At 53.1% G+C, this 22,043-nt stretch carries 23 protein-coding genes and 1 riboswitch; of the genes, 12 read left to right on the top strand and 11 right to left on the bottom strand.

Annotation, left to right across the window (positions count from 1 at the left end; translation table 11 throughout):
- From OH663_RS17525 to bioD, 3 genes are all read left to right on the top strand, one after another.
- The coding region (locus OH663_RS17525) for an aminotransferase class I/II-fold pyridoxal phosphate-dependent enzyme (RefSeq protein ID WP_263525786.1) at positions 1–688 on the top strand (688 nt) is incomplete at its 5' end.
- Positions 675–1,430 carry a malonyl-ACP O-methyltransferase BioC gene (gene bioC / locus OH663_RS17520; RefSeq protein WP_200010638.1) on the top strand — a complete coding sequence of 252 codons (756 nt, stop codon included), beginning with the start codon at positions 675–677 and terminating at the stop codon, positions 1,428–1,430. The genes OH663_RS17525 and bioC, both read left to right, overlap by 14 nt.
- Positions 1,423–2,121: a dethiobiotin synthase gene (bioD, locus tag OH663_RS17515; protein WP_200010640.1), complete on the top strand. Its 699-nt coding sequence runs from the start codon at positions 1,423–1,425 to the stop codon at positions 2,119–2,121. The genes bioC and bioD overlap by 8 nt, the downstream gene beginning before the upstream one ends.
- Here bioD and OH663_RS17510 read toward each other — a convergent pair.
- Positions 2,087–2,809, bottom strand: coding sequence for an ABC transporter ATP-binding protein (locus OH663_RS17510; protein WP_045441156.1), 723 nt, complete (start codon positions 2,807–2,809; stop codon positions 2,087–2,089). The genes bioD and OH663_RS17510 overlap by 35 nt on opposite strands.
- Positions 2,810–3,580: 771 nt before the next feature.
- Between OH663_RS17510 and uvrB the strand changes: the two genes are divergently transcribed.
- Positions 3,581–5,602: an excinuclease ABC subunit UvrB gene (gene uvrB, locus OH663_RS17505; protein ID WP_263525785.1), complete on the top strand. Its 2,022-nt coding sequence runs from the start codon at positions 3,581–3,583 to the stop codon at positions 5,600–5,602.
- A gap of 90 nt (positions 5,603–5,692) precedes the next feature.
- On the opposite strand, the gene yvcK is transcribed toward uvrB, so the two are convergent.
- Positions 5,693–6,601: a uridine diphosphate-N-acetylglucosamine-binding protein YvcK gene (yvcK, locus tag OH663_RS17500; protein ID WP_045441158.1), complete on the bottom strand. Its 909-nt coding sequence runs from the start codon at positions 6,599–6,601 to the stop codon at positions 5,693–5,695.
- A gap of 264 nt (positions 6,602–6,865) precedes the next feature.
- Positions 6,866–7,011, top strand: a riboswitch (molybdenum cofactor riboswitch).
- On the opposite strand from yvcK, the gene moaA reads away from it, so the two are divergent.
- The 6 genes from moaA to OH663_RS17470 all read left to right on the top strand — a co-directional run bounded on the left by moaA (position 6,999) and on the right by OH663_RS17470 (position 10,448).
- Positions 6,999–7,988 (top strand): GTP 3',8-cyclase MoaA, encoded by a 990-nt coding sequence (gene moaA / locus OH663_RS17495; protein WP_045441159.1) that lies wholly within the window; start codon positions 6,999–7,001, stop codon positions 7,986–7,988. Its footprint overlaps the riboswitch before it by 13 nt.
- A gap of 21 nt (positions 7,989–8,009) precedes the next feature.
- Positions 8,010–8,522, top strand: a complete 513-nt coding sequence (gene moaB / locus OH663_RS17490; protein WP_045441160.1) for a molybdenum cofactor biosynthesis protein B — start codon at positions 8,010–8,012, stop codon at positions 8,520–8,522.
- A gap of 2 nt (positions 8,523–8,524) precedes the next feature.
- Positions 8,525–9,010 (top strand): cyclic pyranopterin monophosphate synthase MoaC, encoded by a 486-nt coding sequence (moaC, locus tag OH663_RS17485; protein ID WP_045441161.1) that lies wholly within the window; start codon positions 8,525–8,527, stop codon positions 9,008–9,010.
- Positions 9,003–9,248, top strand: coding sequence for a molybdopterin synthase sulfur carrier subunit (moaD, locus tag OH663_RS17480; RefSeq protein ID WP_045441162.1), 246 nt, complete (start codon positions 9,003–9,005; stop codon positions 9,246–9,248). The genes moaC and moaD overlap by 8 nt, the downstream gene beginning before the upstream one ends.
- A gap of 1 nt (position 9,249) precedes the next feature.
- Complete coding sequence (gene moaE, locus OH663_RS17475) at positions 9,250–9,702, top strand: molybdopterin synthase catalytic subunit MoaE (RefSeq protein WP_048221808.1); 453 nt, start codon at positions 9,250–9,252, stop codon at positions 9,700–9,702.
- Between the two features lie 41 nt (positions 9,703–9,743).
- The gene (locus OH663_RS17470) at positions 9,744–10,448 is read left to right on the top strand and encodes a Bax inhibitor-1/YccA family protein (RefSeq protein WP_040230421.1); all 705 of its coding nucleotides are present in this window, start codon (positions 9,744–9,746) and stop codon (positions 10,446–10,448) included.
- 55 nt (positions 10,449–10,503) lie between these two features.
- Here OH663_RS17470 and OH663_RS17465 read toward each other — a convergent pair whose 3' ends face one another.
- From OH663_RS17465 to OH663_RS17455, 3 genes are read right to left on the bottom strand one after another with little or no spacing between them, the layout of a single operon-like run.
- On the bottom strand, positions 10,504–11,466 hold the full coding sequence (locus tag OH663_RS17465; RefSeq protein WP_200010641.1) for a lysylphosphatidylglycerol synthase domain-containing protein: 963 nt from the start codon (positions 11,464–11,466) through the stop codon (positions 10,504–10,506).
- Positions 11,466–12,707: a cardiolipin synthase ClsB gene (gene clsB / locus OH663_RS17460; protein WP_045441165.1), complete on the bottom strand. Its 1,242-nt coding sequence runs from the start codon at positions 12,705–12,707 to the stop codon at positions 11,466–11,468. The genes OH663_RS17465 and clsB overlap by 1 nt, the downstream gene beginning before the upstream one ends.
- A complete protein-coding gene (locus tag OH663_RS17455; protein WP_200010642.1) occupies positions 12,704–13,465 on the bottom strand; it encodes an endonuclease/exonuclease/phosphatase family protein in 762 nt (253 codons plus the stop codon). The genes clsB and OH663_RS17455 overlap by 4 nt, the downstream gene beginning before the upstream one ends.
- A gap of 130 nt (positions 13,466–13,595) precedes the next feature.
- On the opposite strand from OH663_RS17455, the gene OH663_RS17450 reads away from it, so the two are divergent.
- Positions 13,596–14,006 carry a YbhQ family protein gene (locus OH663_RS17450; protein ID WP_200010643.1) on the top strand — a complete coding sequence of 137 codons (411 nt, stop codon included), beginning with the start codon at positions 13,596–13,598 and terminating at the stop codon, positions 14,004–14,006.
- Here the strand turns inward: OH663_RS17450 and OH663_RS17445 are convergent.
- The 5 genes from OH663_RS17445 to cecR are packed head-to-tail and all read right to left on the bottom strand — an operon-like array spanning position 13,968 to position 19,609.
- Positions 13,968–15,074 (bottom strand): ABC transporter permease, encoded by a 1,107-nt coding sequence (locus tag OH663_RS17445; RefSeq protein ID WP_200010645.1) that lies wholly within the window; start codon positions 15,072–15,074, stop codon positions 13,968–13,970. The two genes, OH663_RS17450 and OH663_RS17445, sit on opposite strands and share 39 nt — an antisense overlap.
- 10 nt (positions 15,075–15,084) lie before the next feature.
- Positions 15,085–16,218 (bottom strand): ABC transporter permease, encoded by a 1,134-nt coding sequence (locus OH663_RS17440; protein WP_048221805.1) that lies wholly within the window; start codon positions 16,216–16,218, stop codon positions 15,085–15,087.
- The gene (locus OH663_RS17435; protein ID WP_200010647.1) at positions 16,211–17,947 is read right to left on the bottom strand and encodes an ATP-binding cassette domain-containing protein; all 1,737 of its coding nucleotides are present in this window, start codon (positions 17,945–17,947) and stop codon (positions 16,211–16,213) included. The genes OH663_RS17440 and OH663_RS17435 overlap by 8 nt, the downstream gene beginning before the upstream one ends.
- On the bottom strand, positions 17,940–18,935 hold the full coding sequence (gene hlyD / locus OH663_RS17430; protein ID WP_048221803.1) for a secretion protein HlyD: 996 nt from the start codon (positions 18,933–18,935) through the stop codon (positions 17,940–17,942). The genes OH663_RS17435 and hlyD overlap by 8 nt, the downstream gene beginning before the upstream one ends.
- Complete coding sequence (cecR, locus tag OH663_RS17425) at positions 18,932–19,609, bottom strand: transcriptional regulator CecR (RefSeq protein ID WP_045441172.1); 678 nt, start codon at positions 19,607–19,609, stop codon at positions 18,932–18,934. Before cecR ends, hlyD begins: the two co-directional genes overlap by 4 nt.
- A gap of 228 nt (positions 19,610–19,837) precedes the next feature.
- On the opposite strand from cecR, the gene rhlE reads away from it, so the two are divergent.
- Complete coding sequence (gene rhlE / locus OH663_RS17420; RefSeq protein ID WP_045441173.1) at positions 19,838–21,184, top strand: ATP-dependent RNA helicase RhlE; 1,347 nt, start codon at positions 19,838–19,840, stop codon at positions 21,182–21,184.
- 34 nt (positions 21,185–21,218) lie between these two features.
- Here rhlE and OH663_RS17415 read toward each other — a convergent pair whose 3' ends face one another.
- Positions 21,219–21,953: a GntR family transcriptional regulator gene (locus tag OH663_RS17415; protein ID WP_048221800.1), complete on the bottom strand. Its 735-nt coding sequence runs from the start codon at positions 21,951–21,953 to the stop codon at positions 21,219–21,221.
- Between the last annotated feature and the right edge of the window lie 90 nt (positions 21,954–22,043).

The raw sequence follows: 22,043 nt of genomic DNA, 5'->3' as shown, positions 1-22,043 counted from the left end.
GCATCTGGCCCGCCTGCTGGCTACCCCCTGTCCGGGGCAGCAACTGGTGGTAACTGAAGGTGTGTTCAGCATGGATGGTGACAGTGCACCACTGGCGGAAATCCACGCGGCGGCGCAACAGCATAATGGCTGGCTGTTGGTGGATGATGCGCACGGCATTGGCGTGACCGGTGAAGAAGGGCGCGGTTCGTGCTGGCGGCATCAGGTTAAGCCTGAGCTGTTGGTGGTGACGTTCGGGAAAGGGTTTGGCGTCAGCGGTGCGGCAATTCTCTGCTCTGACAGTGTAGCCGATTATCTGCTGCAGTTTGCCCGTCACTTGATCTACAGCACCAGTATGCCTCCGGCTCAAGCTCAGGCGTTGCGTGCTGCGCTGGCAGTGATCCGCAGTCGTGAAGGTGATGAGCGGAGAGCAAAGCTGGCGATGCTAATTCAACGTTTTCGGGCAGGAGTGGATACCCCAGATTTAAAACTGGTGAATTCAGACAGCGCCATTCAGCCGCTAATCGTTGGTGATAACCATAAAGCCTTACGGCTGGCCGATGCCCTGCGCCAGCAGGGATGTTGGGTGACAGCAATCCGTCCTCCCACCGTACCCGCCGGTACAGCCAGACTGCGACTGACGCTGACGCAGGCACATGAAATCCAGGATATCGATCGTTTGCTGGAGGTATTGCATGACGCTGGTTAATAAGCAAGCCATTGCGGCTGCGTTCGGACGTGCTGCTACCTATTATGAACAACACGCCGGGTTACAGCGCCAGAGCGCTGATGCGTTACTGGCGCTACTGGCGGGTCGTGAATATGCACATGTACTGGACGCCGGTTGTGGACCCGGACGCATGAGTCTTTACTGGCGGGTGCGGGGGTGTGATGTCACCGCCCTGGATCTTTCGCCTCAGATGCTGGCGGAGGCGCAACGACAAAATGTTGCCCATCACTATCTGATGGCGGATATCGAAGCCATTCCGCAGGATACAGCGACCTTCGACCTGGCCTGGAGCAACCTGGCCGTGCAGTGGTGTGGTGATTTACGCAGCGCGTTAAGCGAGCTTTACCGGGTTGTACGCCCTGGCGGGACGGTGGCTTTTAGTACGCTGGTACACGGCTCCATGCCGGAGTTGCGTCAGGCATGGCAGGCTGTAGATAACCGGGCGCATGCCAATAATTTTTTGTCTGTGGAGCAACTTAAAAATGCCCTGCATGGTTGGGATGCTGGCTACCACACCCATGCCGTGACGTTATGGTTTGACGACGCACTGAGCGCGATGCGTTCGCTCAAAGGTATCGGAGCAACGCATTTGCATGAAGGTCGTGAACAGCGTGTGCTGACCCGCTCACAGCTACACCAGTTACAGTTAGCCTGGCCCTGTCAGCAGGGGAGATACCCGCTGACGTATCATCTTTTTTTGGGAGTGATTCAACGTGACTAAAACGTATTTTGTCACCGGGACGGACACCGAGGTAGGTAAAACCGTCGCCAGCTGCGCACTGTTACAGGCAGCCGCAGAGAGGAGGTACCGGGTGGTCGGGTATAAGCCAGTGGCTTCGGGGAGTGAAATGACCGCTGATGGCCTGCGTAACAGTGATGCTCTGGCGCTGCAGCGCAACAGTACGCTGGAGATAGAGTATGTGGATATTAATCCGTATACCTTCGCTGAACCCACTTCGCCACATATTATCAGCGCTGACGAAGGAAGACCGATTTTGGCCCCGGTGATGTCTGCCGGTTTACGTGCGCTTGAAGAGCAGGCTGACTGGGTGCTGGTGGAAGGGGCTGGTGGATGGTTTACACCGCTTTCGCCGACGCTGAGTTTTGCTGACTGGGTACAAACGGAGCAATTGCCGGTCATTCTGGTCGTTGGCGTGAAGCTTGGTTGTATCAACCACGCCATCCTGACCGCGCAGGCGGTGCTGCAGGCTGGCCTGACGCTTGCCGGATGGGTCGCTAATGACGTGATGCCGCCGGGTAAACGTCACGCTGAATATATGGCGACGCTGACGCGTTCTCTCCCGGCACCGTTGCTAGGAGAGATCCCATGGCTGGCGGAAGATCCGCTGCGGGTATCGACAGGGCAATATATCGATCTTAGCGTTTTATCTCTGGCGTTCCCCAGTCGTTGAGAAGCGGATCGTTGAGTTGTGTCATCGCTCCCTGTGCGACATTGCGCCCGCGATGCAACAGGCAATAGCAGTCGGCGACCCGGCGAATGAATGGCAAGCTTTGCTCCGCAAGCATAATCGCGATGCCCAGCTCCTGGCTCAGCCGCACGATCAAATTTCCCAGCTTGTGGATATACGCTTGGCCCGTCCCCCGCGTCGGTTCATCGAGGATCAGCAGACGTGGGCGCGTAACCAGAGCGCTGGCGAGTGCCAGCTGGTACTGATTGTCATCTGACAGTATCGCCCCTTTGCTGCGACGCAGAACGTACAACTGTGGGAAGAGGCGGTAAATATCGCTGCTGCTCATTGCCTCGCTTTCGCCAACCGCCTTACGCGCAATATGCAGATTCTCTTCTACCGTCAGTTGCGAAAAAATACGCCGCTCTTGTGAAACGTAGCCAATACCCAGCGCGATGCGACTGGCCGCGGGGATTGGACGCAGATCGCGCGGTGGCGCACCGGCCTGATGCCAGAACATGGTGCCACTTTCGATAGGTAAATTACCGGTGATGCAATTCACCAGTGTGGTTTTTCCCATACCTGGCAGTCCCAGCACGCCAGTACACTTACCGGGCATCAAGTCGAGATCCACATCCCATAGCGTGTGCTGATTACCGTAATAGTGATTCACTGCGCGAAGACTTAGCATAGATTTTCTCCATCATGATGTTATCCGCCCCACGAGCAGGGAGTGGGAAGAAAAGTGCAAATCTCTTGCCAGAAGAGGAGCCAGGGAGATAAACAGCGTGATAAGCGATTTGCGTACATTAAATGACAAAGCACAGAGATGATTTCCGGCACCAGGGTGCACATTGCCAGTGCTTGTGAGCGTCATGGTGGTGCAGATAGCAAAATGATGAAAATGCGAGCAAGATCTCGGCTGCTGCAGGTCGCTTCGTTAGCTGATAAATATCAAAAATTAGCGATAATTTTTTTTTATTACCCCAGAAAAGACCATAGATGTGTTTTCGCCAGGCGGCAGTCAGTACGGGCTGGAGGCAGTTATCCACTATTCCTGTGGATAACCTTGTGCATTAGAGTTAGAAAACACAATGTAAGCGAGAGAAGACGCGGCTTGCGACTAAATTGGTGCGAAAGACGTCTCGAGAGAATAGTCATTTAAATACAAATTGTTAGATAAAATCAATGGCTGTCGCAGAAGTGTCATGCGTTGCCACAAAACTTTCATCCGGTAGCTTGACAAATGTTAAAAAAGTCATTGGTCTGGGGATAACACATTTTTACTGGTGTTTTATCTCGTCAGCGCCAAAATTTTCGTCCACAGTGACGGGCTTTCTGATGGCGTAACAGATATATTCTGGCGCGTTACTGTTTTTTCATCCAGTATATTTTACTGGCAAAATGTACGACTGCGAGTAAAATTACACACCTGCCCGCCCATTGCTTCAGGTAGCTGCTCATGAGTAAACCGTTCAAACTGAATTCCGCTTTTAAACCCTCTGGCGATCAGCCTGAGGCGATTCGTCGCCTGGAAGAAGGGCTGGAGGATGGGCTTGCGCATCAAACGCTGCTGGGCGTAACGGGGTCGGGAAAAACATTCACCATTGCCAACGTGATAGCTGACTTACAGCGTCCCACAATGGTGCTGGCGCCTAACAAGACGCTGGCAGCCCAGCTATATGGTGAGATGAAAGAGTTCTTTCCGGATAATGCGGTTGAGTATTTTGTCTCCTACTACGACTATTATCAGCCGGAAGCGTATGTGCCGAGTTCTGATACGTTTATCGAGAAAGATGCGTCGGTAAACGAGCATATTGAGCAGATGCGACTGTCGGCGACCAAGGCGCTGCTGGAGCGTCGGGATGTGGTGGTCGTGGCCTCGGTTTCCGCGATCTATGGTTTGGGTGACCCGGACTTGTATCTGAAAATGATGCTGCACATGACGGTGGGGATGATTATCGATCAGCGGGCCATTCTGCGCCGTCTGGCGGAGTTGCAATATACCCGTAACGATCAGGCATTCCAGCGCGGTACTTTCCGTGTGCGCGGTGAAGTGATCGACATCTTCCCGGCTGAGTCTGACGATATTGCGCTGCGCGTGGAGCTGTTTGATGAAGAAGTTGAGCGTCTGTCATTGTTTGACCCGCTGACCGGGCAGGTTGAATCAACCATCCCGCGCTACACCATCTATCCTAAAACACACTACGTGACGCCTCGCGAACGCATTGTGCAGGCCATGGAAGACATTAAAGTCGAGCTGGCCGAAAGACGTAAAAACCTGCTGGCGAACAACAAACTACTGGAAGAACAGCGCTTAAGCCAGCGTACGCAGTTCGATCTGGAAATGATGAACGAACTGGGATACTGCTCTGGCATTGAAAACTATTCCCGTTATTTGTCCGGGCGAGGGCCAGGCGAGCCGCCGCCGACGTTGTTTGATTACCTGCCAGCCGACGGTCTGTTGGTAGTGGATGAATCCCACGTCACCATTCCGCAAATTGGCGGGATGTATCGCGGCGACCGGGCGCGAAAAGAGACGCTGGTCGAGTACGGTTTCCGTCTGCCGTCTGCGCTGGATAACCGCCCGCTGAAGTTTGAAGAGTTTGAAGCACTGGCGCCGCAAACCATCTATGTGTCTGCGACACCAGGTAATTATGAACTGGAGAAATCCGGTGATGAAGTGGTCGATCAGGTCGTACGACCAACCGGTCTGTTGGATCCGGTTATTGAGGTGCGTCCGGTAGCGACGCAGGTCGACGATCTGCTCTCTGAAATTCGTATCCGCGCGGCGATTAATGAGCGCGTACTGGTCACGACGCTGACCAAACGGATGGCGGAAGATCTCACGGAATACCTCGAAGAGCACGGCGAGCGAGTGCGCTATCTGCACTCGGACATCGACACCGTGGAGCGGATGGAAATCATCCGTGACCTGCGCCTGGGCGAGTTTGACGTGTTAGTCGGCATCAACCTGTTACGTGAGGGCCTGGACATGCCTGAGGTCTCTCTGGTGGCTATTCTGGACGCAGATAAAGAAGGGTTCCTGCGTTCTGAGCGATCGCTTATCCAGACCATTGGTCGTGCGGCACGTAACATCAACGGAAAAGCGATCCTCTACGGCGATAAAATTACCGCCTCGATGGCGAAGGCGATTAGTGAAACCGAACGTCGTCGCGAGAAGCAGCAGCAGTACAACGAAGAGCACGGTATTACTCCTCAGGGGCTGAACAAGAAAGTGGTCGATATTCTGGCGTTGGGTCAGAATATTGCCAAAACAAAAGCCAAAGGCAGAGGGAAGTCTCGCGCCGGGGCGAAGTCCGAGGTAGTTGAGCTGGATATGACGCCGAAGGCGCTGCAGCAGAAAATCCATGAGCTGGAAGGGCTGATGATGCAGCATGCGCAGAACCTGGAGTTCGAAGAGGCAGCACAGATCCGTGACCAGTTGCATCAGCTTCGCGAGCTGTTTATTGCGGCGTCTTAACGCGTTGCCGGATGGCGGGGTAAACCCTTTATCCGGCCTACAAACGTCAAGGTCGGTGTAGGCCTGATAAGCGTCATCAGGCAAATTCGCTCAGCCTAAAGCCTGTACTACTTTTTCCAGCGCGGTGTGCAATAGCTGGCGGTCGTGGCGATAAGGAATATCGCTGGCTTCCAGCACGTCCTGAATCACAATGCGGTCAGTAACGGCTGAAACGTCCACCTTCGGCCCCACAATTACCGCATCAATGACCTTCTTCCCGACGTACTGTTCGATGATTGCCAGCTTATCTCTGAGCGTCAGGCTGGCGGCTGGCAGGCTTAATTCACGCCCCAGATTGCCAATATAAACCATCGGTGCCGGAGTGCGACGCAATGCCTGCGCCAGTTCATCGAGCAGCAGGATCGGCATCAGGCTGGTGTAAAAGCTGCCCGGTCCTATCAGAATCAAATCCGCTTCCGCGATAGCTTCAATCGCTTCCCGCGTGGCCGGGACCTTTGGCGAAAGCATCAACTCCTGAGGGGGAATAGTGAGCTGATCAATATTCACTTCGCCATAGACCTCATGTCCCTGATCGTCGATAGCCATAAGATCCACCGGCAGCTCTGACATCGGAATTAAATGCGCATCCACTTTCAGTAGACTGCGAATTAAATTGATGGCTTCCAGAGGCCGCACGCTCAGGTGATCCAGCGCCTTTAACATCAGATTTCCGAGGTTATGCCCGGAAAGCTCGCCATTACCGCCAAAACGGTACTCAAACATGGCGGATGCGACGCTTGGCTGGGTAATTAACTGGTTCAGGCAGTTACGCATGTCTCCCCAGGCAATACCCCCTTCGGAGCGCCGAATACGGCCTGTGGAACCGCCATTATCGGTGGTGGTAACAATGCCCGTCAGGCGTGAGCCTAAAGGGGAAAGTGAAGAGAGAACGCGTCCTAATCCATGCCCTCCGCCGAGAGCGACAACGCGATCCAGATCCGCCAGCGTGCGAGTACGCATATATTTTCCTGATATCAATTGATCAGCGTACAGTAGCGTAAATTGCGTGTTTTCAGCAATTAGCCAGCGGGTTTCAGAGAAAAAATTTTCTGTGATCTACCTCTTTCTGACGAGGCTCACCTTACGACAAGATGATGTATATCAATGCAAAAGTGTGGTTTTTACTTATTCTGTAGCGAAAATGCACGATCATGTCGTTATATACATGTTTATACAGCGAGAGTGTACATGGCAAAACTACCATTTACACGCTAGTATCGGCATAACCACAATAAACACTCTAGCCACTGCACCTGGGTCAAATGATACGGTGCTTTGGCCGTGACAATGCTTATATGAGATTGTCACCAGGGCGCAGGAAGAAATGACTTCGCCTCCCGTATTTGGAAAGGTGTACATGGGCTCTCAACTTACTGATGCTTTCGCTCGTAAGTTTTACTACTTACGTTTGTCGATTACCGATGTGTGTAACTTTCGTTGCACCTACTGTCTGCCGGATGGCTATAAACCCGGCGGCGTTACCAATAACGGCTTTCTGACCGTTGATGAAATTCGTCGTGTCACACGTGCGTTCGCCAGCCTGGGAACGGAAAAAGTGCGTCTGACGGGAGGCGAACCGTCCTTGCGTCGCGACTTTACCGACATCATCGCCGCCGTGCGTGAAAATGACGCTATCCGTCAGATTGCGGTAACCACCAACGGGTACCGTCTGGCGCGGGATGCCGCTACCTGGCGCGAAGCGGGACTCACGGCGCTGAACGTCAGCGTCGACAGCCTTGATGCTCGCCAGTTTCACGCCATTACCGGACAGGACAAATTTCAGCAGGTAATGGCTGGTATTGATGCCGCATTTGATGCCGGTTTTGAAAAAGTGAAAGTGAACACCGTGCTGATGCGCGACGTGAACCATCATCAACTGGATACCTTCCTTGCCTGGATCCAGCCGCGTCCAATCCAGTTGCGCTTTATTGAACTGATGGAAACCGGCGAAGGCAGTTCTCTCTTTCGTAAACACCATATCTCCGGGCAGGTTCTGCGCGATGAACTGCTGCGTCGCGGCTGGATCCACCAGCTACGCCAGCGCAGCGACGGTCCGGCGCAGGTTTTCTGTCATCCTGATTATGCCGGCGAGATCGGCCTGATCATGCCTTATGAAAAAGACTTCTGCGCCACCTGTAACCGTCTGCGCGTTTCTTCTGTCGGCAAACTTCATTTGTGTTTATTTGGTGAAGGCGGCGTTAGCCTGCGTGATTTGCTGGAGGATGATGCGCAGCAGCAAGCGCTGGAAGAGCGCATCTCTGCCGCGCTGCTAGAGAAAAAGCAAACCCACTTCCTGCATCAGAACAATACCGGCATAACCCAGAACCTCTCATATATCGGTGGATAATCTACAAAAAGGAGATTAAAGATGAGTCAGGTAAGCGCTGAATTTATCCCGACACGCATTGCTATTCTTACTGTTTCCAGCCGTCGTGGTGAAGAAGACGACACTTCAGGTCATTATTTGCGTGACTCTGCACTGGAAGCAGGTCATCAGATTGTTGATAAGGCAATTGTCAAAGAGAACCGTTACGCTATTCGCGCCCAGGTGTCTGCCTGGATTGCCAGCGACGACGTGCAGGTAGTGCTCATTACTGGTGGCACGGGGTTGACTGAAGGAGACCAGGCGCCGGAAGCGCTGCAGCCGTTGTTTGACAGAGAAGTCGAAGGTTTTGGCGAAGTGTTCCGTATGCTCTCTTTTGAAGAGATTGGTACTGCGACGCTGCAATCCCGTGCGATTGCCGGGGTCGCCAATAAAACGCTGATTTTCGCTATGCCGGGTTCGACTAAAGCGTGTCGTACCGCCTGGGAAAACATTATTGCGCCGCAGCTTGATGCCCGTACACGTCCGTGTAATTTCCACCCACATTTGAAGAAATAAGTATGTCGCAACTGACTCATATTAACGCCGCTGGCGAAGCGCACATGGTGGATGTCTCCGCCAAAGCGGAAACCGTACGTGAAGCGCGTGCTGAAGCATTCGTCACCATGCGCAGCGAAACTCTGGCAATGATTATCGACGGTAGCCACCATAAAGGCGACGTTTTCGCTACGGCCCGAATTGCCGGTATCCAGGCGGCCAAACGCACCTGGGATCTTATCCCGTTGTGCCACCCACTGATGCTCAGCAAGGTTGAAGTTAATCTGCGCGCCGAGCCGGAGCACAACCGTGTGCGCATTGAGTCGCTGTGTCGTCTGACCGGTAAAACCGGTGTCGAAATGGAAGCTTTAACGGCGGCATCGGTGGCTGCGTTGACCATATACGACATGTGCAAAGCGGTACAAAAGGATATGGTGATTGGTCCGGTGCGGCTGTTGGCGAAAAGCGGCGGCAAGTCGGGAGATTTTAAGGTGGATGCGCATGATTAAAGTTCTTTTCTTTGCCCAGGTACGTGAACTGGTGGACACGGATGCGTTAGACGTCACAGCAGAATTTCCTACGGTAGAGGCGCTGCGCCAGCATCTGGCCGCCAAAAGCGATCGTTGGGCGCTGGCTCTCGAAGACGGCAAACTGCTGGCTGCGGTTAACCAGACGCTGGTCAGCTTTGATTATCCCGTTAAAGCGGGAGATGAAGTCGCCTTCTTCCCGCCGGTAACCGGAGGCTGAGATGGCTGAAACGCGAATTGTTGTTGGACATGCTCCGTTTAGCGTCGGGGAAGAATATCCCTGGCTGGCAGAGCGCGACGAAGATGGCGCGGTGGTCACTTTCACCGGTAAAGTCCGGAACCACAACCTCGGCGACAGCGTAAAGGCGTTAACGCTGGAACACTATCCAGGCATGACCGAGAAAGCGCTGGCAGAAATCGTCGAAGAGGCGCGTGAACGCTGGCCGTTAGGTCGCGTAACGGTTATACATCGCATCGGCGAACTGTGGCCTGGGGATGAAATCGTCTTCGTCGGCGTAACCAGCGCACATCGCAGCAGCGCGTTTGATGCCGGCCAGTTCATTATGGATTATCTGAAGACTCGCGCGCCGTTCTGGAAGCGTGAAGCAACGCCGGAAGGCGAACGTTGGGTGGACGCCCGTGACAGCGATAAACAAGCAGCAAAACGCTGGTAGAGTACAATTGTTGTAGGCTCATACTGATTCAGGAGATTGTCATGGACCGATTCCCACGATCCGATTCTATTGTACAGGCCCGTTCCGGTCTGCAAACGTATATGGCGCAGGTGTACGGCTGGATGACCTGTGGGTTGTTACTGACGGCCTTTATTGCGTGGTATGCGGCGAATACGCCAGCGGTAATGATGTTTGTCTTCTCAAGCAAAATTACCTTCTTTGGGCTGATTATTGCCCAGCTTGCGCTGGTGTTTGTTCTTTCGGGCATGGTGCAAAAGCTCAGTGCCGGAATGGCGACCACGCTGTTCATGCTCTACTCGGCATTAACCGGCCTAACGCTGTCGAGTATCTTTATCGTTTATACCTACTCGTCTATCGCCAGCACCTTTGTGGTTACCGGCGGAATGTTCGGCATCATGAGTCTGTATGGTTACACCACCAAACGCGATCTCAGTGGTTTCGGCAATATGTTGTTTATGGCGTTGATCGGCATAGTGCTGGCTTCGTTGGTTAACTTCTGGCTGAAGAGTGAAGCGCTGATGTGGGCGGTGACCTACATTGGAGTGATCGTGTTTGTCGGCCTGACTGCCTATGACACGCAAAAGCTGAAAAATATCGGCGAGCAGATCGACTTGCGTGACAGCTCTAACCTGCGTAAATACGCGATTCTCGGGGCGTTAACGCTGTATCTGGACTTCATCAACCTGTTCCTGATGCTGCTGCGTATTTTCGGCAATCGTCGTTAAATATCTGTTGCCGGATGGCGGTGTTAACAATGCTATCCGGCAATAAATCTCACGGCTATTTTGCCATCGCCTTCTCGTTCTTTACCCGCAGCTTTTTCGCCCGACCCTCCAGTACCAGATAACACACCAGCGCCAGCAGCAACGGAATAAAATAGTAGAGCACCCGGTACGCGAGCAGGGCGGCGATGATCAAGCCTTGCGAGGTCTCTTCTCCTGCCAGCAAGGCGATAAATACGGCTTCAAGTACACCGATCCCCGCAGGAATGTGCACGATCACCCCGGCAATACTGCTCACCAGTAGCACCCCGAGTACAAAGAAATAATCCACGCCCTGGCCTAACAGCAGCCAGATAATTGCCCCCATGACCATCCAGTTGGTACTGGATATTGCCATCTGAATAAGGGCGAATTTCCATGATGGAAGTACCAGTTTTTGACCTTTAATCGTGATGTGGCGATGTTTGGCAAATGCGCAAAACCACAGATACACGACAATAATCAGCAGCAGCGACACGCCCAGAATGCGTAGCGTAAGCTCATCGATATACCAATGCGCGGGTAACTGAACGACGCCGAAGGTAAAAATAAAACCGCCCAGCAGGATGTAGCCCAGCCAGTTGGTGGTAATACTGAGCGAGAAAATGCGCGTGATAGTACTTCCCGGCAATCCAAGGCGCGAGTAGAGCCGATAGCGCATCCCAATACCACCGACCCAGGTACTTAATGTCAGGTTGAAGGCGTAACAGATAAACGATACCAGCATTACCTGGCGTTTTGACAGTTTATGCCCGCAATAATACCGTCCAAGCAGGTCATAAAAGCCATAGAACAAATAGCTGACGATCACGAGTCCAATCGCGCTGAGCAGGGCGAGCCGATTGTAATCACGGATAACCGTCCACACCTCTTCCCAGTTCACCTTGCTGGCATAAATAACCAGTAACACGATGACTGCTATAAAAAATAGCCAGGTGAGGATTTTTTTCGCTAACCGCCAACGCGGATGAGATTTTGCCATCAGGGTTTCCCTCCGGCATCTTCTGCCTGAATGCGATCCTGTGTTTCCATAGTGGGCTGGGCAGGCGGCTCAACCTGGGCAAGGCGTGGAGTGTGTGCGGGTAACCAGCCGACCAGCGCCGGAAAATGGCGCAAAAAGTGGAATGCCATCACGCTCTTGGTCAGATTCCACCAGGTGCGTTTTGGAAGCATGGATTCATCAACGCGTTTGCAGTCTTGCGCAATAATAGGGTCCAGATTGTCACGCAGGGTCTGGTTAAAGGCGCGGTCATGAATAATGATATTTGCTTCCAGGTTGAGCGACAGGCTGAGTGGGTCGAGATTGCTGGAGCCAACCGTTGCCCAGTGATCGTCCATCAGTGCCACTTTGCCATGAAGGGGTTTGCGTCGGTATTCATAAACGTGGACGCCGCCCTTCACCAGATAGTTGTACAGCAGGCGAGCACCAACCTTTACAATCGGCATATCCGGCTCCCCCTGGACGATAAGCTTCACCCGTACCCCGCGTCGTGCAGCTTTGCGCAGCGCATGCAGCAGTCGATAACCTGGGAAGAAATAGGCATTGGCAATGATCACTTCCCGTCTGGCCTGAGTCAGCATTTTCAGATAATGACGTTCAATATCATCGCGATGTTCTTCGTTATCGCGCCAGACAAATAGCGCCTGCGCTTCGCCAGGTTGACGATTCTCAATCGCCCGATGATGGCGCCGCCACCAGCGGCGTACGGCGCTTTGTCCTGGCAGGTTTTCCAGTACAAATGTCAGGATATCGACCACGATAGGACCCTCAACCCGCACGGCATAATCCTGCTTGGCTTCAGGGCCATAATCAGACATATGTTCGGCGGAATAATTAATTCCGCCGACGAAGGCGACGCGATCGTCAATCACGACTATTTTGCGATGCATCCGCCGAAACAGGTTAGTGCGCATGCCCAGCAGGCGAGGGCGCGGATCGTAATAACGAAAAACAATTCCGGCGGCGGTCAATTCGTCGACAAAACGATCGCTGAGATCTGGTGAACCGTAGCCGTCCAGCAGCACTTCTGCTTTAATCCCGCGTTGAGCGGCTCTCAACAGCGCAGCATGCAGCCGTATTCCGACTTCATCTTCAAACCAGATAAAGGTCTCAAGGATTATCTTTTGTTGTGCCTGCTCAATAGCTTCAAAGACGGCGGGATAGTATTGGTCGCCATTTTCCAGTAGCTGAATTTGATTGCCTTCACGCCAGCCATTTTTCATAAATGAATCTCCGCGCTGAGGGGGGCATGGTCAGACAAATGTCGCCAGTTGTGGAGCGCCAGCGCAGTTGGCGTACTGGCGTTGGCATTTTTTACGTAGATCCTGTCGAGGCGCAGTAGCGGCAAATGCACCGGAAAGGTTCGCGCCGGGCGTCCGTGGGCCCGGGTAAAAATCTCTTCAAGACCGGCCTGGGCTTTCAACGGGTGATTAGCCTTTTGCCGCCAGTCGTTGAAATCCCCAGCGACGACGACAGGTTCGTCATCGGGCAGGGCATTCACCCAATCGGCCAGCATTGACAACTGTGCCTGGCGATGAGCTTCACGTAACCCAAGATGTACGCACATCACATGGATAGGGCGAGGTAACATTGGCGGCACGATGCGACAGTAAAGCACGCCGCGTTTTTCACTTCCCCCGACTGAAACATCGCGATTTTCATCATGTTCGATGGGATAACGTGACAATACCGCATTGCCGTGATGCCCTTGTGGATAAACGGCATTACGCCCGTAGGCAAAGTCGCTCCACATCGTATCAGCCAGAAATTCGTAGTGTGTGGTATCCGGCCAGTTCTCCACATGCAGCGGGTGAATGTCGTGCGCTCCCATCACTTCCTGCAGACACACAATATCCGCACCGACCGTCCTGACGGCATCACGTAGCTCAGGCAAAATAAAGCGTCTGTTAAAGGCGGTAAAACCTTTATGCGTATTAATAGTGAGCACATTGAATGAAAATCGATTGGTTGGTTCGGTCATGGGTCTCCTGTCGGCGTCATTTTTCTTTTAAATAGTGTAGTCGGCGTCACAAAAGGATGCGGTGTTACGGAATTTTCCGTAAAGTCCGGTACTCTGAATAATTAGTTAAAAATCCTTCAGGAGAAAAGCCATGAGGTGGCAACAACGTGTTCGTGTCGCAACGGGTCTTAGTTGCTGGCAGATTGTGTTGCATTTACTGGTAGTGGCGTTGCTGGTAATTGGCTGGATGAGTGGCACGCTGGTGCGCGTCGGTCTGGGATTATGCGTCATTTATGGCGTAACAGTTTTACTGATGCTGGCGTTACAGCGTCATCATGAGCAGCGCTGGCGCGATGTGGCCGATGTGCTGGAAGAACTCACGACCACGTGGTATTTCGGTGCGGCGATGATCGTACTGTGGCTGCTGTCCCGCGTGCTGCAAAATAACGTGTTACTGGCACTGGCGGGACTGGTTATCCTTGCCGGCCCCGCAGTGGTCTCACTGCTGGCGAAAGACAAGAAACTACATCACTTTGCGTCTAAACATCGCATACGCCGCTGAACCGGTTGTGGCCGCAATAACCAAAAGCGGCCACAAACTTCCCCAGACAATCTTCAGACTCGCATCCTTCAGGTAAATCTGTTTCGTGATGTCCGTGAAATGGCGGATAGGATTTATCCACGTCAGGTTCTGCAACCATACCGGCATATTTTCGACCGGAGAGACGTACCCTGAGAGTAAAATTGCGGGCATCATAAAGACAAAAACGCCGATAAATGCCTGTTGCTGTGTTGAGCACAGCGATGAAATCAGTAAACCAAAGCCCACCAACGACAACCCATAAATCACCATCGTAAAGTAGAACAACCCCAGCGAGCCGGCAAAGGGGATGTGATACGCCCAGATGCCAATTGCCAGCACGATGGTGGCCTGAAAAGTGGCAACGATCAGCGCAGGCACCGCTTTACCGATGAAAATCTGCCAGGTGGTGAGCGGGGAAACCAGCAGTTGGTCCAGCGTACCTTGTTCGCGCTCGCGGGCAACCGACAGCGAGGTGACGATCATTACGCCAATGGTAGTGATCATGGCGATCAGTGACGGCACCACGAACCATTTATAATCCAGATTCGGGTTATACCAGTTACGCACCACCAGTTCACTGTTGTTCGGTTTAGCTTTACCCTCCATCAGCTCCTGCTGGTATTCTTTGACGATCTGCTGCAGATAATTTGCGGCGATCTGCGCGCTGTTAGAGTTACGCCCGTCGAGGATTAGCTGCATGGGCGCCTGCTGGAAGGTATCCAGATTGCGCGAAAAATCGGCCGGAAAACGCACCAGCAGTAGTGCTTTTTGCGTGTCGATGGTGGGCTGGATCTCCTGCGGATTTTTCAGCAGCAGGATATGAGTAAAGGCGCTGGCGCGGGCAAAACGCTGGGTTAACTCCACCGAATGTTTGCCGTTGTCTTCGTTATAGATGGCGATAGTGGCGTTGGTCACTTCCAGTGTTGCAGCGAACGGAAACAGGATGACCTGAATCAGCACCGGTAAAATCAGGATTGCGCGTGTCTGCGGCTCGCGCAGTAGCGATTGCAGCTCTTTGCGAATTAATGTCCATAAGCGATGAAACATGCCTGTCCCCTTAATCCAGCCGACGTTTGGTTTTAAGCCACGTCAGACCAATAAACATCACCGCCGAAGCGATTAAAAACAGCACGTTGATAATCAACACTACCGGAATATTTCCCGCCAGAAACAGGCTTTGCAAGGTACTGACAAAATAACGGGCGGGGATAATGTAGGTCACCGCGCGGATAATTGCCGGCATGCTGTCTATCTGGAAGATAAATCCCGACAGCATAATCGACGGCAGGAAAGCGGCGTTCAGTGCCACCTGTGCGGCGTTAAACTGATTGCGGGTGATGGTGGAGATCAGCAATCCCATCCCTAACGTGCTGAGCAAGAACAGGCTGGTGATAAAAAACAGGATCAGCAGCGAACCGCGGTAGGGAACACCAAGAATAAACACCGACACCAGCATGCAGAGCAGCATCGCCAGCATGCCAAGAAAGTAATAGGGGATCAGTTTGCACAGCAGTAATTCGACGCGGGTCACTTCAGTAGAGAGCAGTGCTTCCATCGTCCCGCGTTCCCATTCTCGCGCAACCACTAATGAGGTGAGGATCGCGCCAATCACCGTCATAATGATGGTGACTGCGCCAGGAATAATAAAGTGCTGGCTGATGGCCGCCGGGTTAAACCAGTAGCGCGTTTGCACGTCAATCAGCGGCTCGAATGATTCTCCCCGATCTTCCGCCCGTTGTTTTTGCCAAATCTGCCAGATGCCTTCCACATAGCCCTGCACAAAGTTAGCTGTGTTGGGTTCGCTGCCATCGGTGATCACCTGGATCGGGGCGATGTCGTTTGGCCGCGCCATCTGCTGAGCAAAATCTACCGGGATAACCACCAGTCCGCGAATTCGCCCGGCCTGCATCTTCTCAATCAATTCCTTGCGGCTATCGCTAATGGTGGCATCAATATATGGCGAGCCGGTCATGGCGTGGGTAAAGTCCAGTGCCTCTTCGCTCTGTTGTTCGAGCAGAATCCCCACCCGAAGCTTGCTGGAGTCGAGGTTAATGCCGTAGCCGAAGATAAACAACAGCAGTAGCGGGATCACCACGGCAATCAGCCAGCTACTGGGGTCGCGAACGATCTGGCGCGTTTCTTTCACACACAGCGCACGCACGCGTCGCCAGGAAAGAGTATGGTTACTCATGCGCATGCTCCTTATCCCAGTCATTGATAAGCGTAATAAACGCCTGTTCCATGGTTGGGTCCGGCGTATCATTATCGGCGGCTTGTGCTTTCAGATCGTCCGGCGTGCCGCTGGCAATCAGCTTACCGCGATACACCAGTCCGATACGGTCACAATATTCCGCCTCGTCCATAAAATGGGTGGTAACCATCACCGTAACGCCTTTTTCCACCATGCTGTTGATATGCAGCCAGAACTCCCGGCGGGTGAGGGGATCGACCCCGGAGGTCGGTTCATCAAGGAACAGGATATCGGGTTCATGCATCAGTGAGCAGGCCAGCGCCAGACGCTGCTTAAACCCCAGAGGCAACTCGTCAGTGGCATGGGAGGCGATGCTTTTCAGGCCGAACGCCTCGCTCATACGATCAATTTTTTCTTTCTGCGCACGACCGCGCAGGCCGTAAACGCCAGAGAAAAAGCGCAGATTCTGTTCAACCGTCAGGTTGCCATACAGGGAGAATTTCTGCGCCATATAGCCCAAATGTTGGCGCGCTTTCCCTGAACTGACTTTCAGGTCCATATCCAGCACCAGTGCTTTACCGGAAGTGGGGACCAGCAGGCCACACATCATTTTAAAGGTGGTGGATTTGCCTGCCCCGTTTGGCCCTAGCAGGCCAAAAATTTCACCGCGCTGTACGGCGAAATCCACATGGTCGGTGGCGGCAAAGTCGCCAAATTTTTTGGTCAGCGCTTTGGCCTCAATGACCGTTTCACCCGCTTTTCCTTCCACGTTGTGCAGGATGGCGCCCAGCGGAGATTCAGAGGTTCCCGCTCCGCCGAGCAAATCGATAAAGGCGTCTTCGAAGCGTGGGGCAGTCCCGGTGATATTAATCTCCGGCATGCCATCGGCATGACGAATATCATCCGCTGTCGCCTCTTTTTTCAGGATCAGTCGAACAGATTTGCCCTGAATCATCCCGTCGCTGACCTGCGGCAGTTTTAACGCCCGTTGCAGCAGCTTCCGGTTGTTTTCCTGCGGACTGCTCATTAAAAAGCTACGTCCCGCCATGGTTTGCGTAAGTCGGGTCGGTTCGCCCTGATACAGCAGTTCACCTTCGTTCATCAGCAGCACATCACGACACTGCTCGGCTTCATCAAGATAGGAAGTGCTCCAGAGGATCAGCATGCCGTCCCCGGCCAGTTCGTGCACCATTTGCCACAGTTCGCGACGAGAAATGGGGTCCACACCAACGCCTGGTTCATCCAACAACAGAACTTTTGGCTCACCAACCAGGGTACAGGCAAGACCCAGCTTCTGTTTCATCCCGCCGGAGAGCTTTCCTGCCAGACGCCCGGTAAATGGCTCCAGTGAGGTAAACTCCAGCAGACGGGCAAAGGTCTCTTTGCGTTTTTCACCGGTCACGCTACGTAAATCGGCATAGAGATTGAGATTCTCCATGACGGTCAAGTCTTCATACAGGCCAAATTTTTGCGGCATGTAGCCCAGCACGGCATGCAACGCGCTATCGTCTTTTATCGGGTCAAAACCGATCACTGTCGCGCTACCGTCATCTGGCTTCAACAGGCCCGCCAGCATACGCATTAAGGTCGTTTTCCCTGCGCCGTCTGGCCCTACAAGACCGGTGACATAGCCAGCGTGAATGGTACAGTCGAGCGGTGCAACCGCCGGCTTTTCCAGGCCTTTGAAGCGTTTGACCAGTCCACTAAGCGTAATGACGGCGTCATTCATGCCGCGCCTCGTCACTGAGTTTCACCGTGACAGGCATCCCCTGGCGTAATGCATCATCCGCATCTGTCACAACAATACGCAGGCGATAAACCAGGTCGGTACGCAGGTCCGGGGTTTCAACCGTTTTGGGCGTAAACTCTGCGGTAGGAGATACAAAGCCTATTTTACCGTGATACGGTTTATCCGGACGGCCATCGGTATAGAGCAGAATTTCTCGTCCTGGCTGTGCCTGGCTCAGATTACGTTCGTCAACATAGGCGCGAACCCAGACCGGACGGGTAAGCGATAGTGTAAGCACGGTGCCGCCCGCGTTCAGCATGCTGCCGGGTTCGACCGCTCGGGTTAGCAACGTGCCGTCAGACGGTGAGGTGAGAGTTGTATCATGCAAATCAAGTTCAGCCTGTGCCAGCTGGGCCTGAGCTTGTTCGAGTGTTGCTTTCGCCTGGGCGATATCCTGTGGGCGGTTACCGCTGCGATATTGCGAAAGTTTATCCTGGGCAGATTTCAGTGTGGCCAGCGCCTGGTCGCGTGCAGAACGGGCGTTTTCCAGGTCATTGGCGGAAATCGTGCGACTTTTCCACAATCCTGACTGGCGGTTGTAAAAGTTTTGTGCGTAATCGTATGCCGCCTGAGCCTGTTTCACGGCTGCTGCGGTTTGTGCGATCTCTTCCTCACGATACCCTGCCAGCATCAGGTCGTATTGCGCCTGTGCAGCGGCGACATTGGCTTTTGCCTGCATCAGTGCGTTTTCGTATGGGGCATGGTCCAGCTCGCCCAGCACCTGACCGGCGGTAATGGCATCACCTTCGTCAACGGCCAGCGAGGCCAGTCTGCCACCAACACGAAAACTTAAGTTGACGCTACGGATGTCGACATTGCCGTACAGGGTCAGGCCGTTATCTTGTCGGCTTTGATACCACCACGTTCCACCGGCAATCACGGCCACGAGTGTCGCGATAACCAGCCCAAGAACGACAGGTTTTTTCATGAGTCCAGACTCCTTTGCGTTAAACCTTGCAGAATAAGATCGATGTGAAAGATGACCGTCTGGGAAATCAGCGCGGCTTTATCCTCATCAAATTGTGACCAGCCAGTGCGTAACAGTATGGTTTCTTTACCCAGCCGGAAGGCCAGTACCTCGCCGAGTATGGCGTGGGTGTGCAGGATCATTTGGGTATCGTTGGCATCGCAGCCAGTATAGGCAGCAATCAGGCGTGTCAGGTGTGTATGTAGAGGATTGAGTACCTGATCGTGCACCAGTTGATAAGCGGCGGTGGGCGAAAGCTGCTCACGCGAAATAAATTTACTCAGATTAACGGTGTCGTCCTGGGTTAACAGCATGATCATATTTTTGCAGGCGCGCAGAATAAGTTCGCGCATTGCCGCCCGATCCGGCTCTGGCTGGGCAAACAGGCGCTCAGCTTCCTCTGCGTGGGGACGAAACTGTGAACCGATAAAATCAGCAATCCACTGGGCGCAGGCAAGATATAAATCTTCTTTTGAACCAAAATAGTAGGTAATTGCGGCAATGTTCTGCCCGGCCAGGGCGGCAATATCGCGCGTCGTCGCGTGCAGGCCATACTCACCGAATTGTGCCAGCGCGGCGGCAATGAGCTGGTTCTTTGCCTGTTCACCTTTTGTTGTCATGGTTGGTGTATTCATTGCACGGTCATAATCTTAATCAATCGATTGATTAAGATTATGACTGATGTTCGATATTGTCCAGTGTGGTGGTTTATTTTGTTTTTTCGGCTGGCGGGATAATTTATGCGGTACATCACAAAAACTGCTACACTCCGCCCCTTCATGACATTGTGGTTTTTGTCATCTCTTTTGCGAGTATCTCCCTGAAAACGACACCGGTAACGGTCGGGGCGGTTCGGAGTAGTTATGTCTTTTGATTCCCTTGGTTTAAATCCTGATATTTTGCGCGCCGTTGCCGAGCAGGGTTACCGTGAACCAACCCCTATTCAGCAGCAGGCAATTCCCGCAGTGCTGGAAGGCCGTGACCTGATGGCCAGCGCCCAGACTGGTACAGGTAAAACAGCAGGCTTTACCCTGCCGCTGCTACAACATCTTATTACCCATCAGCCGCATGGCAAAAGCCGTCGCCCGGTGCGTGCGCTGATTCTGACACCAACACGTGAACTGGCTGCGCAGATTGGTGAAAACGTCCGCGATTACAGTAAGTATCTGAATATTCGCTCACTGGTGGTTTTTGGCGGTGTGAGTATTAACCCGCAAATGATGAAACTGCGTGGCGGCGTTGATGTGCTGGTGGCGACTCCCGGTCGTTTGCTCGATCTGGAACATCAGAACGCGGTCAAACTGGATCAGATTGAGATCCTGGTGCTGGATGAAGCGGACCGTATGCTGGATATGGGCTTTATCCATGACATTCGTCGCGTACTGGCAAAATTGCCGGCAAAACGTCAGAACCTGCTGTTCTCTGCAACGTTCTCTGACGACATCAAAGCGCTTGCTGAAAAGCTGCTGCATAACCCGCTGGAAATTGAAGTGGCTCGTCGTAATACCGCTTCTGAGCAGGTTACTCAACACGTTCATTTCGTTGATAAAAAACGCAAGCGCGAATTGTTGTCGCAGATGATTGGCCAGGGTAACTGGCAGCAGGTACTGGTCTTTACCCGTACCAAACATGGCGCTAACCACCTGGCAGAACAGCTGAATAAAGACGGCATTCGCAGTGCAGCCATTCACGGTAACAAATCTCAGGGTGCGCGTACGCGTGCGTTGGCCGATTTTAAATCCGGTGATATTCGGGTTCTGGTGGCGACCGATATCGCCGCGCGCGGACTGGATATTGAAGAACTGCCGCACGTAGTGAACTACGAGCTGCCGAACGTGCCGGAAGATTATGTACACCGTATTGGTCGTACCGGCCGTGCGGCGGCAACGGGTGAAGCGTTATCTCTGGTGTGCGTCGATGAGCACAAACTGTTGCGTGATATCGAGAAGCTACTGAAAAAAGAGATCCCACGTATTGCTATCCCGGGCTACGAGCCGGACCCGTCCATCAAAGCTGAGCCGATCCAGAACGGACGCCAACAGCGTGGCGGTGGTGGTGGCCGCGGACAGGGTGGTGCAGGGCGTGGGCAGCAACCGCGTCGTCAGGATGGCGGAGCGCCAAAAGCGAAGCCGCGCAGCAGTGAAGGCAAACCGGCAGGCGATAAGCCTCGTCCGCCACGTCGTCCTCGCAGACCGTCTTCAGCACAGTAATTGAATGAAAAACCTGCCATGTCGGCAGGTTTTTTTACTCACCTGAACTCTGCGGTTTCAGCACGATTGAGCAGGTATACCGTCCTGCCGGGTGAATCGAAATCGTCGTTTCAAATACCTTTCCTTCCCTGTCCATATAGCGACGCACAATTCTCATCGCCGGTGAATCAGGTTCTACGTTGAGGATTTTCGCCACCTTTTTAGGCACGCCCACGGCTGTAATCGTCTGATGTACCTCATGGCTTTTAATACCGTAATGGGTTTCGATCAAATCGCTAATTAACGAGTGTGGATCGTTGCGGATGTAAGCGCGCAGCTTGGCGTAATCCGTACTGGCATAACTGTCGGTCCAGCAGATTGGCGCGTCCGGGTTTTGCGCATCTTCGCGGGTGCTGGCAATGTGCAGCCAGCGGGAGCCCGGCGGACAACCAATCATCTGGGAAAGCTCAATATCCGCGACAATTTCATCGATTTTTTTAATCACGCGCAGATTGTTTTTCGCCAACAGTAACAGATCTTCAAGATGCGATAATGGGTGGTTGACGCCGTTTGCCTGTGGTTCGCAAACGCGGGTTCCTGCGCCTTTACGGCGTGAAATCAACCCCTGTTCCGTTAATTCCCTCAATGCCTCTCGTATGGTGTGGCGGCTGACCTGCCATGTTTCACACAGCTCCATTTCTGTGGGAAACAGCGAGCCTGGGGCAAAAGTACCCACCGATATTTGCTGCGCCAGTTCACGTGCTATTCGCTTGTACAGAGATTCTTTCATCGCAGTTTCATCAAAAAATTAATGATCTTCATCACAAAAATATGTACGGACTATTCCATACATTCCTCGTAAATACTATAAATGTCCGTA

The organism is Citrobacter sp. Marseille-Q5395 (assembly GCF_947057495.1).
Classification (GTDB): Bacteria; Pseudomonadota; Gammaproteobacteria; order Enterobacterales; family Enterobacteriaceae; genus Citrobacter; species Citrobacter murliniae.
The sequence above is the reverse complement of the archived record's forward strand: the minus strand, read 5'-3'. Positions and strand labels throughout refer to the sequence as shown.

What these genes read in the sequence shown, in the direction of transcription:
- bioC (WP_200010638.1), top strand. Translation starts at nt 675, where the DNA reads ATGACGCTGGTTAATAAGCAAGCCATTGCGGCTGCGTTCGGACGTGCT.
- OH663_RS17510 (WP_045441156.1), bottom strand. Translation starts at nt 2,809, where the DNA reads ATGCTAAGTCTTCGCGCAGTGAATCACTATTACGGTAATCAGCACACG.
- uvrB (WP_263525785.1), top strand. Translation starts at nt 3,581, where the DNA reads ATGAGTAAACCGTTCAAACTGAATTCCGCTTTTAAACCCTCTGGCGAT.
- yvcK (WP_045441158.1), bottom strand. Translation starts at nt 6,601, where the DNA reads ATGCGTACTCGCACGCTGGCGGATCTGGATCGCGTTGTCGCTCTCGGC.
- moaA (WP_045441159.1), top strand. Translation starts at nt 6,999, where the DNA reads ATGGGCTCTCAACTTACTGATGCTTTCGCTCGTAAGTTTTACTACTTA.
- moaB (WP_045441160.1), top strand. Translation starts at nt 8,010, where the DNA reads ATGAGTCAGGTAAGCGCTGAATTTATCCCGACACGCATTGCTATTCTT.
- moaC (WP_045441161.1), top strand. Translation starts at nt 8,525, where the DNA reads ATGTCGCAACTGACTCATATTAACGCCGCTGGCGAAGCGCACATGGTG.
- moaD (WP_045441162.1), top strand. Translation starts at nt 9,003, where the DNA reads ATGATTAAAGTTCTTTTCTTTGCCCAGGTACGTGAACTGGTGGACACG.
- moaE (WP_048221808.1), top strand. Translation starts at nt 9,250, where the DNA reads ATGGCTGAAACGCGAATTGTTGTTGGACATGCTCCGTTTAGCGTCGGG.
- OH663_RS17470 (WP_040230421.1), top strand. Translation starts at nt 9,744, where the DNA reads ATGGACCGATTCCCACGATCCGATTCTATTGTACAGGCCCGTTCCGGT.
- OH663_RS17465 (WP_200010641.1), bottom strand. Translation starts at nt 11,466, where the DNA reads ATGGCAAAATCTCATCCGCGTTGGCGGTTAGCGAAAAAAATCCTCACC.
- clsB (WP_045441165.1), bottom strand. Translation starts at nt 12,707, where the DNA reads ATGAAAAATGGCTGGCGTGAAGGCAATCAAATTCAGCTACTGGAAAAT.
- OH663_RS17455 (WP_200010642.1), bottom strand. Translation starts at nt 13,465, where the DNA reads ATGACCGAACCAACCAATCGATTTTCATTCAATGTGCTCACTATTAAT.
- OH663_RS17450 (WP_200010643.1), top strand. Translation starts at nt 13,596, where the DNA reads ATGAGGTGGCAACAACGTGTTCGTGTCGCAACGGGTCTTAGTTGCTGG.
- OH663_RS17445 (WP_200010645.1), bottom strand. Translation starts at nt 15,074, where the DNA reads ATGTTTCATCGCTTATGGACATTAATTCGCAAAGAGCTGCAATCGCTA.
- OH663_RS17440 (WP_048221805.1), bottom strand. Translation starts at nt 16,218, where the DNA reads ATGAGTAACCATACTCTTTCCTGGCGACGCGTGCGTGCGCTGTGTGTG.
- OH663_RS17435 (WP_200010647.1), bottom strand. Translation starts at nt 17,947, where the DNA reads ATGAATGACGCCGTCATTACGCTTAGTGGACTGGTCAAACGCTTCAAA.
- hlyD (WP_048221803.1), bottom strand. Translation starts at nt 18,935, where the DNA reads ATGAAAAAACCTGTCGTTCTTGGGCTGGTTATCGCGACACTCGTGGCC.
- cecR (WP_045441172.1), bottom strand. Translation starts at nt 19,609, where the DNA reads ATGAATACACCAACCATGACAACAAAAGGTGAACAGGCAAAGAACCAG.
- rhlE (WP_045441173.1), top strand. Translation starts at nt 19,838, where the DNA reads ATGTCTTTTGATTCCCTTGGTTTAAATCCTGATATTTTGCGCGCCGTT.
- OH663_RS17415 (WP_048221800.1), bottom strand. Translation starts at nt 21,953, where the DNA reads ATGAAAGAATCTCTGTACAAGCGAATAGCACGTGAACTGGCGCAGCAA.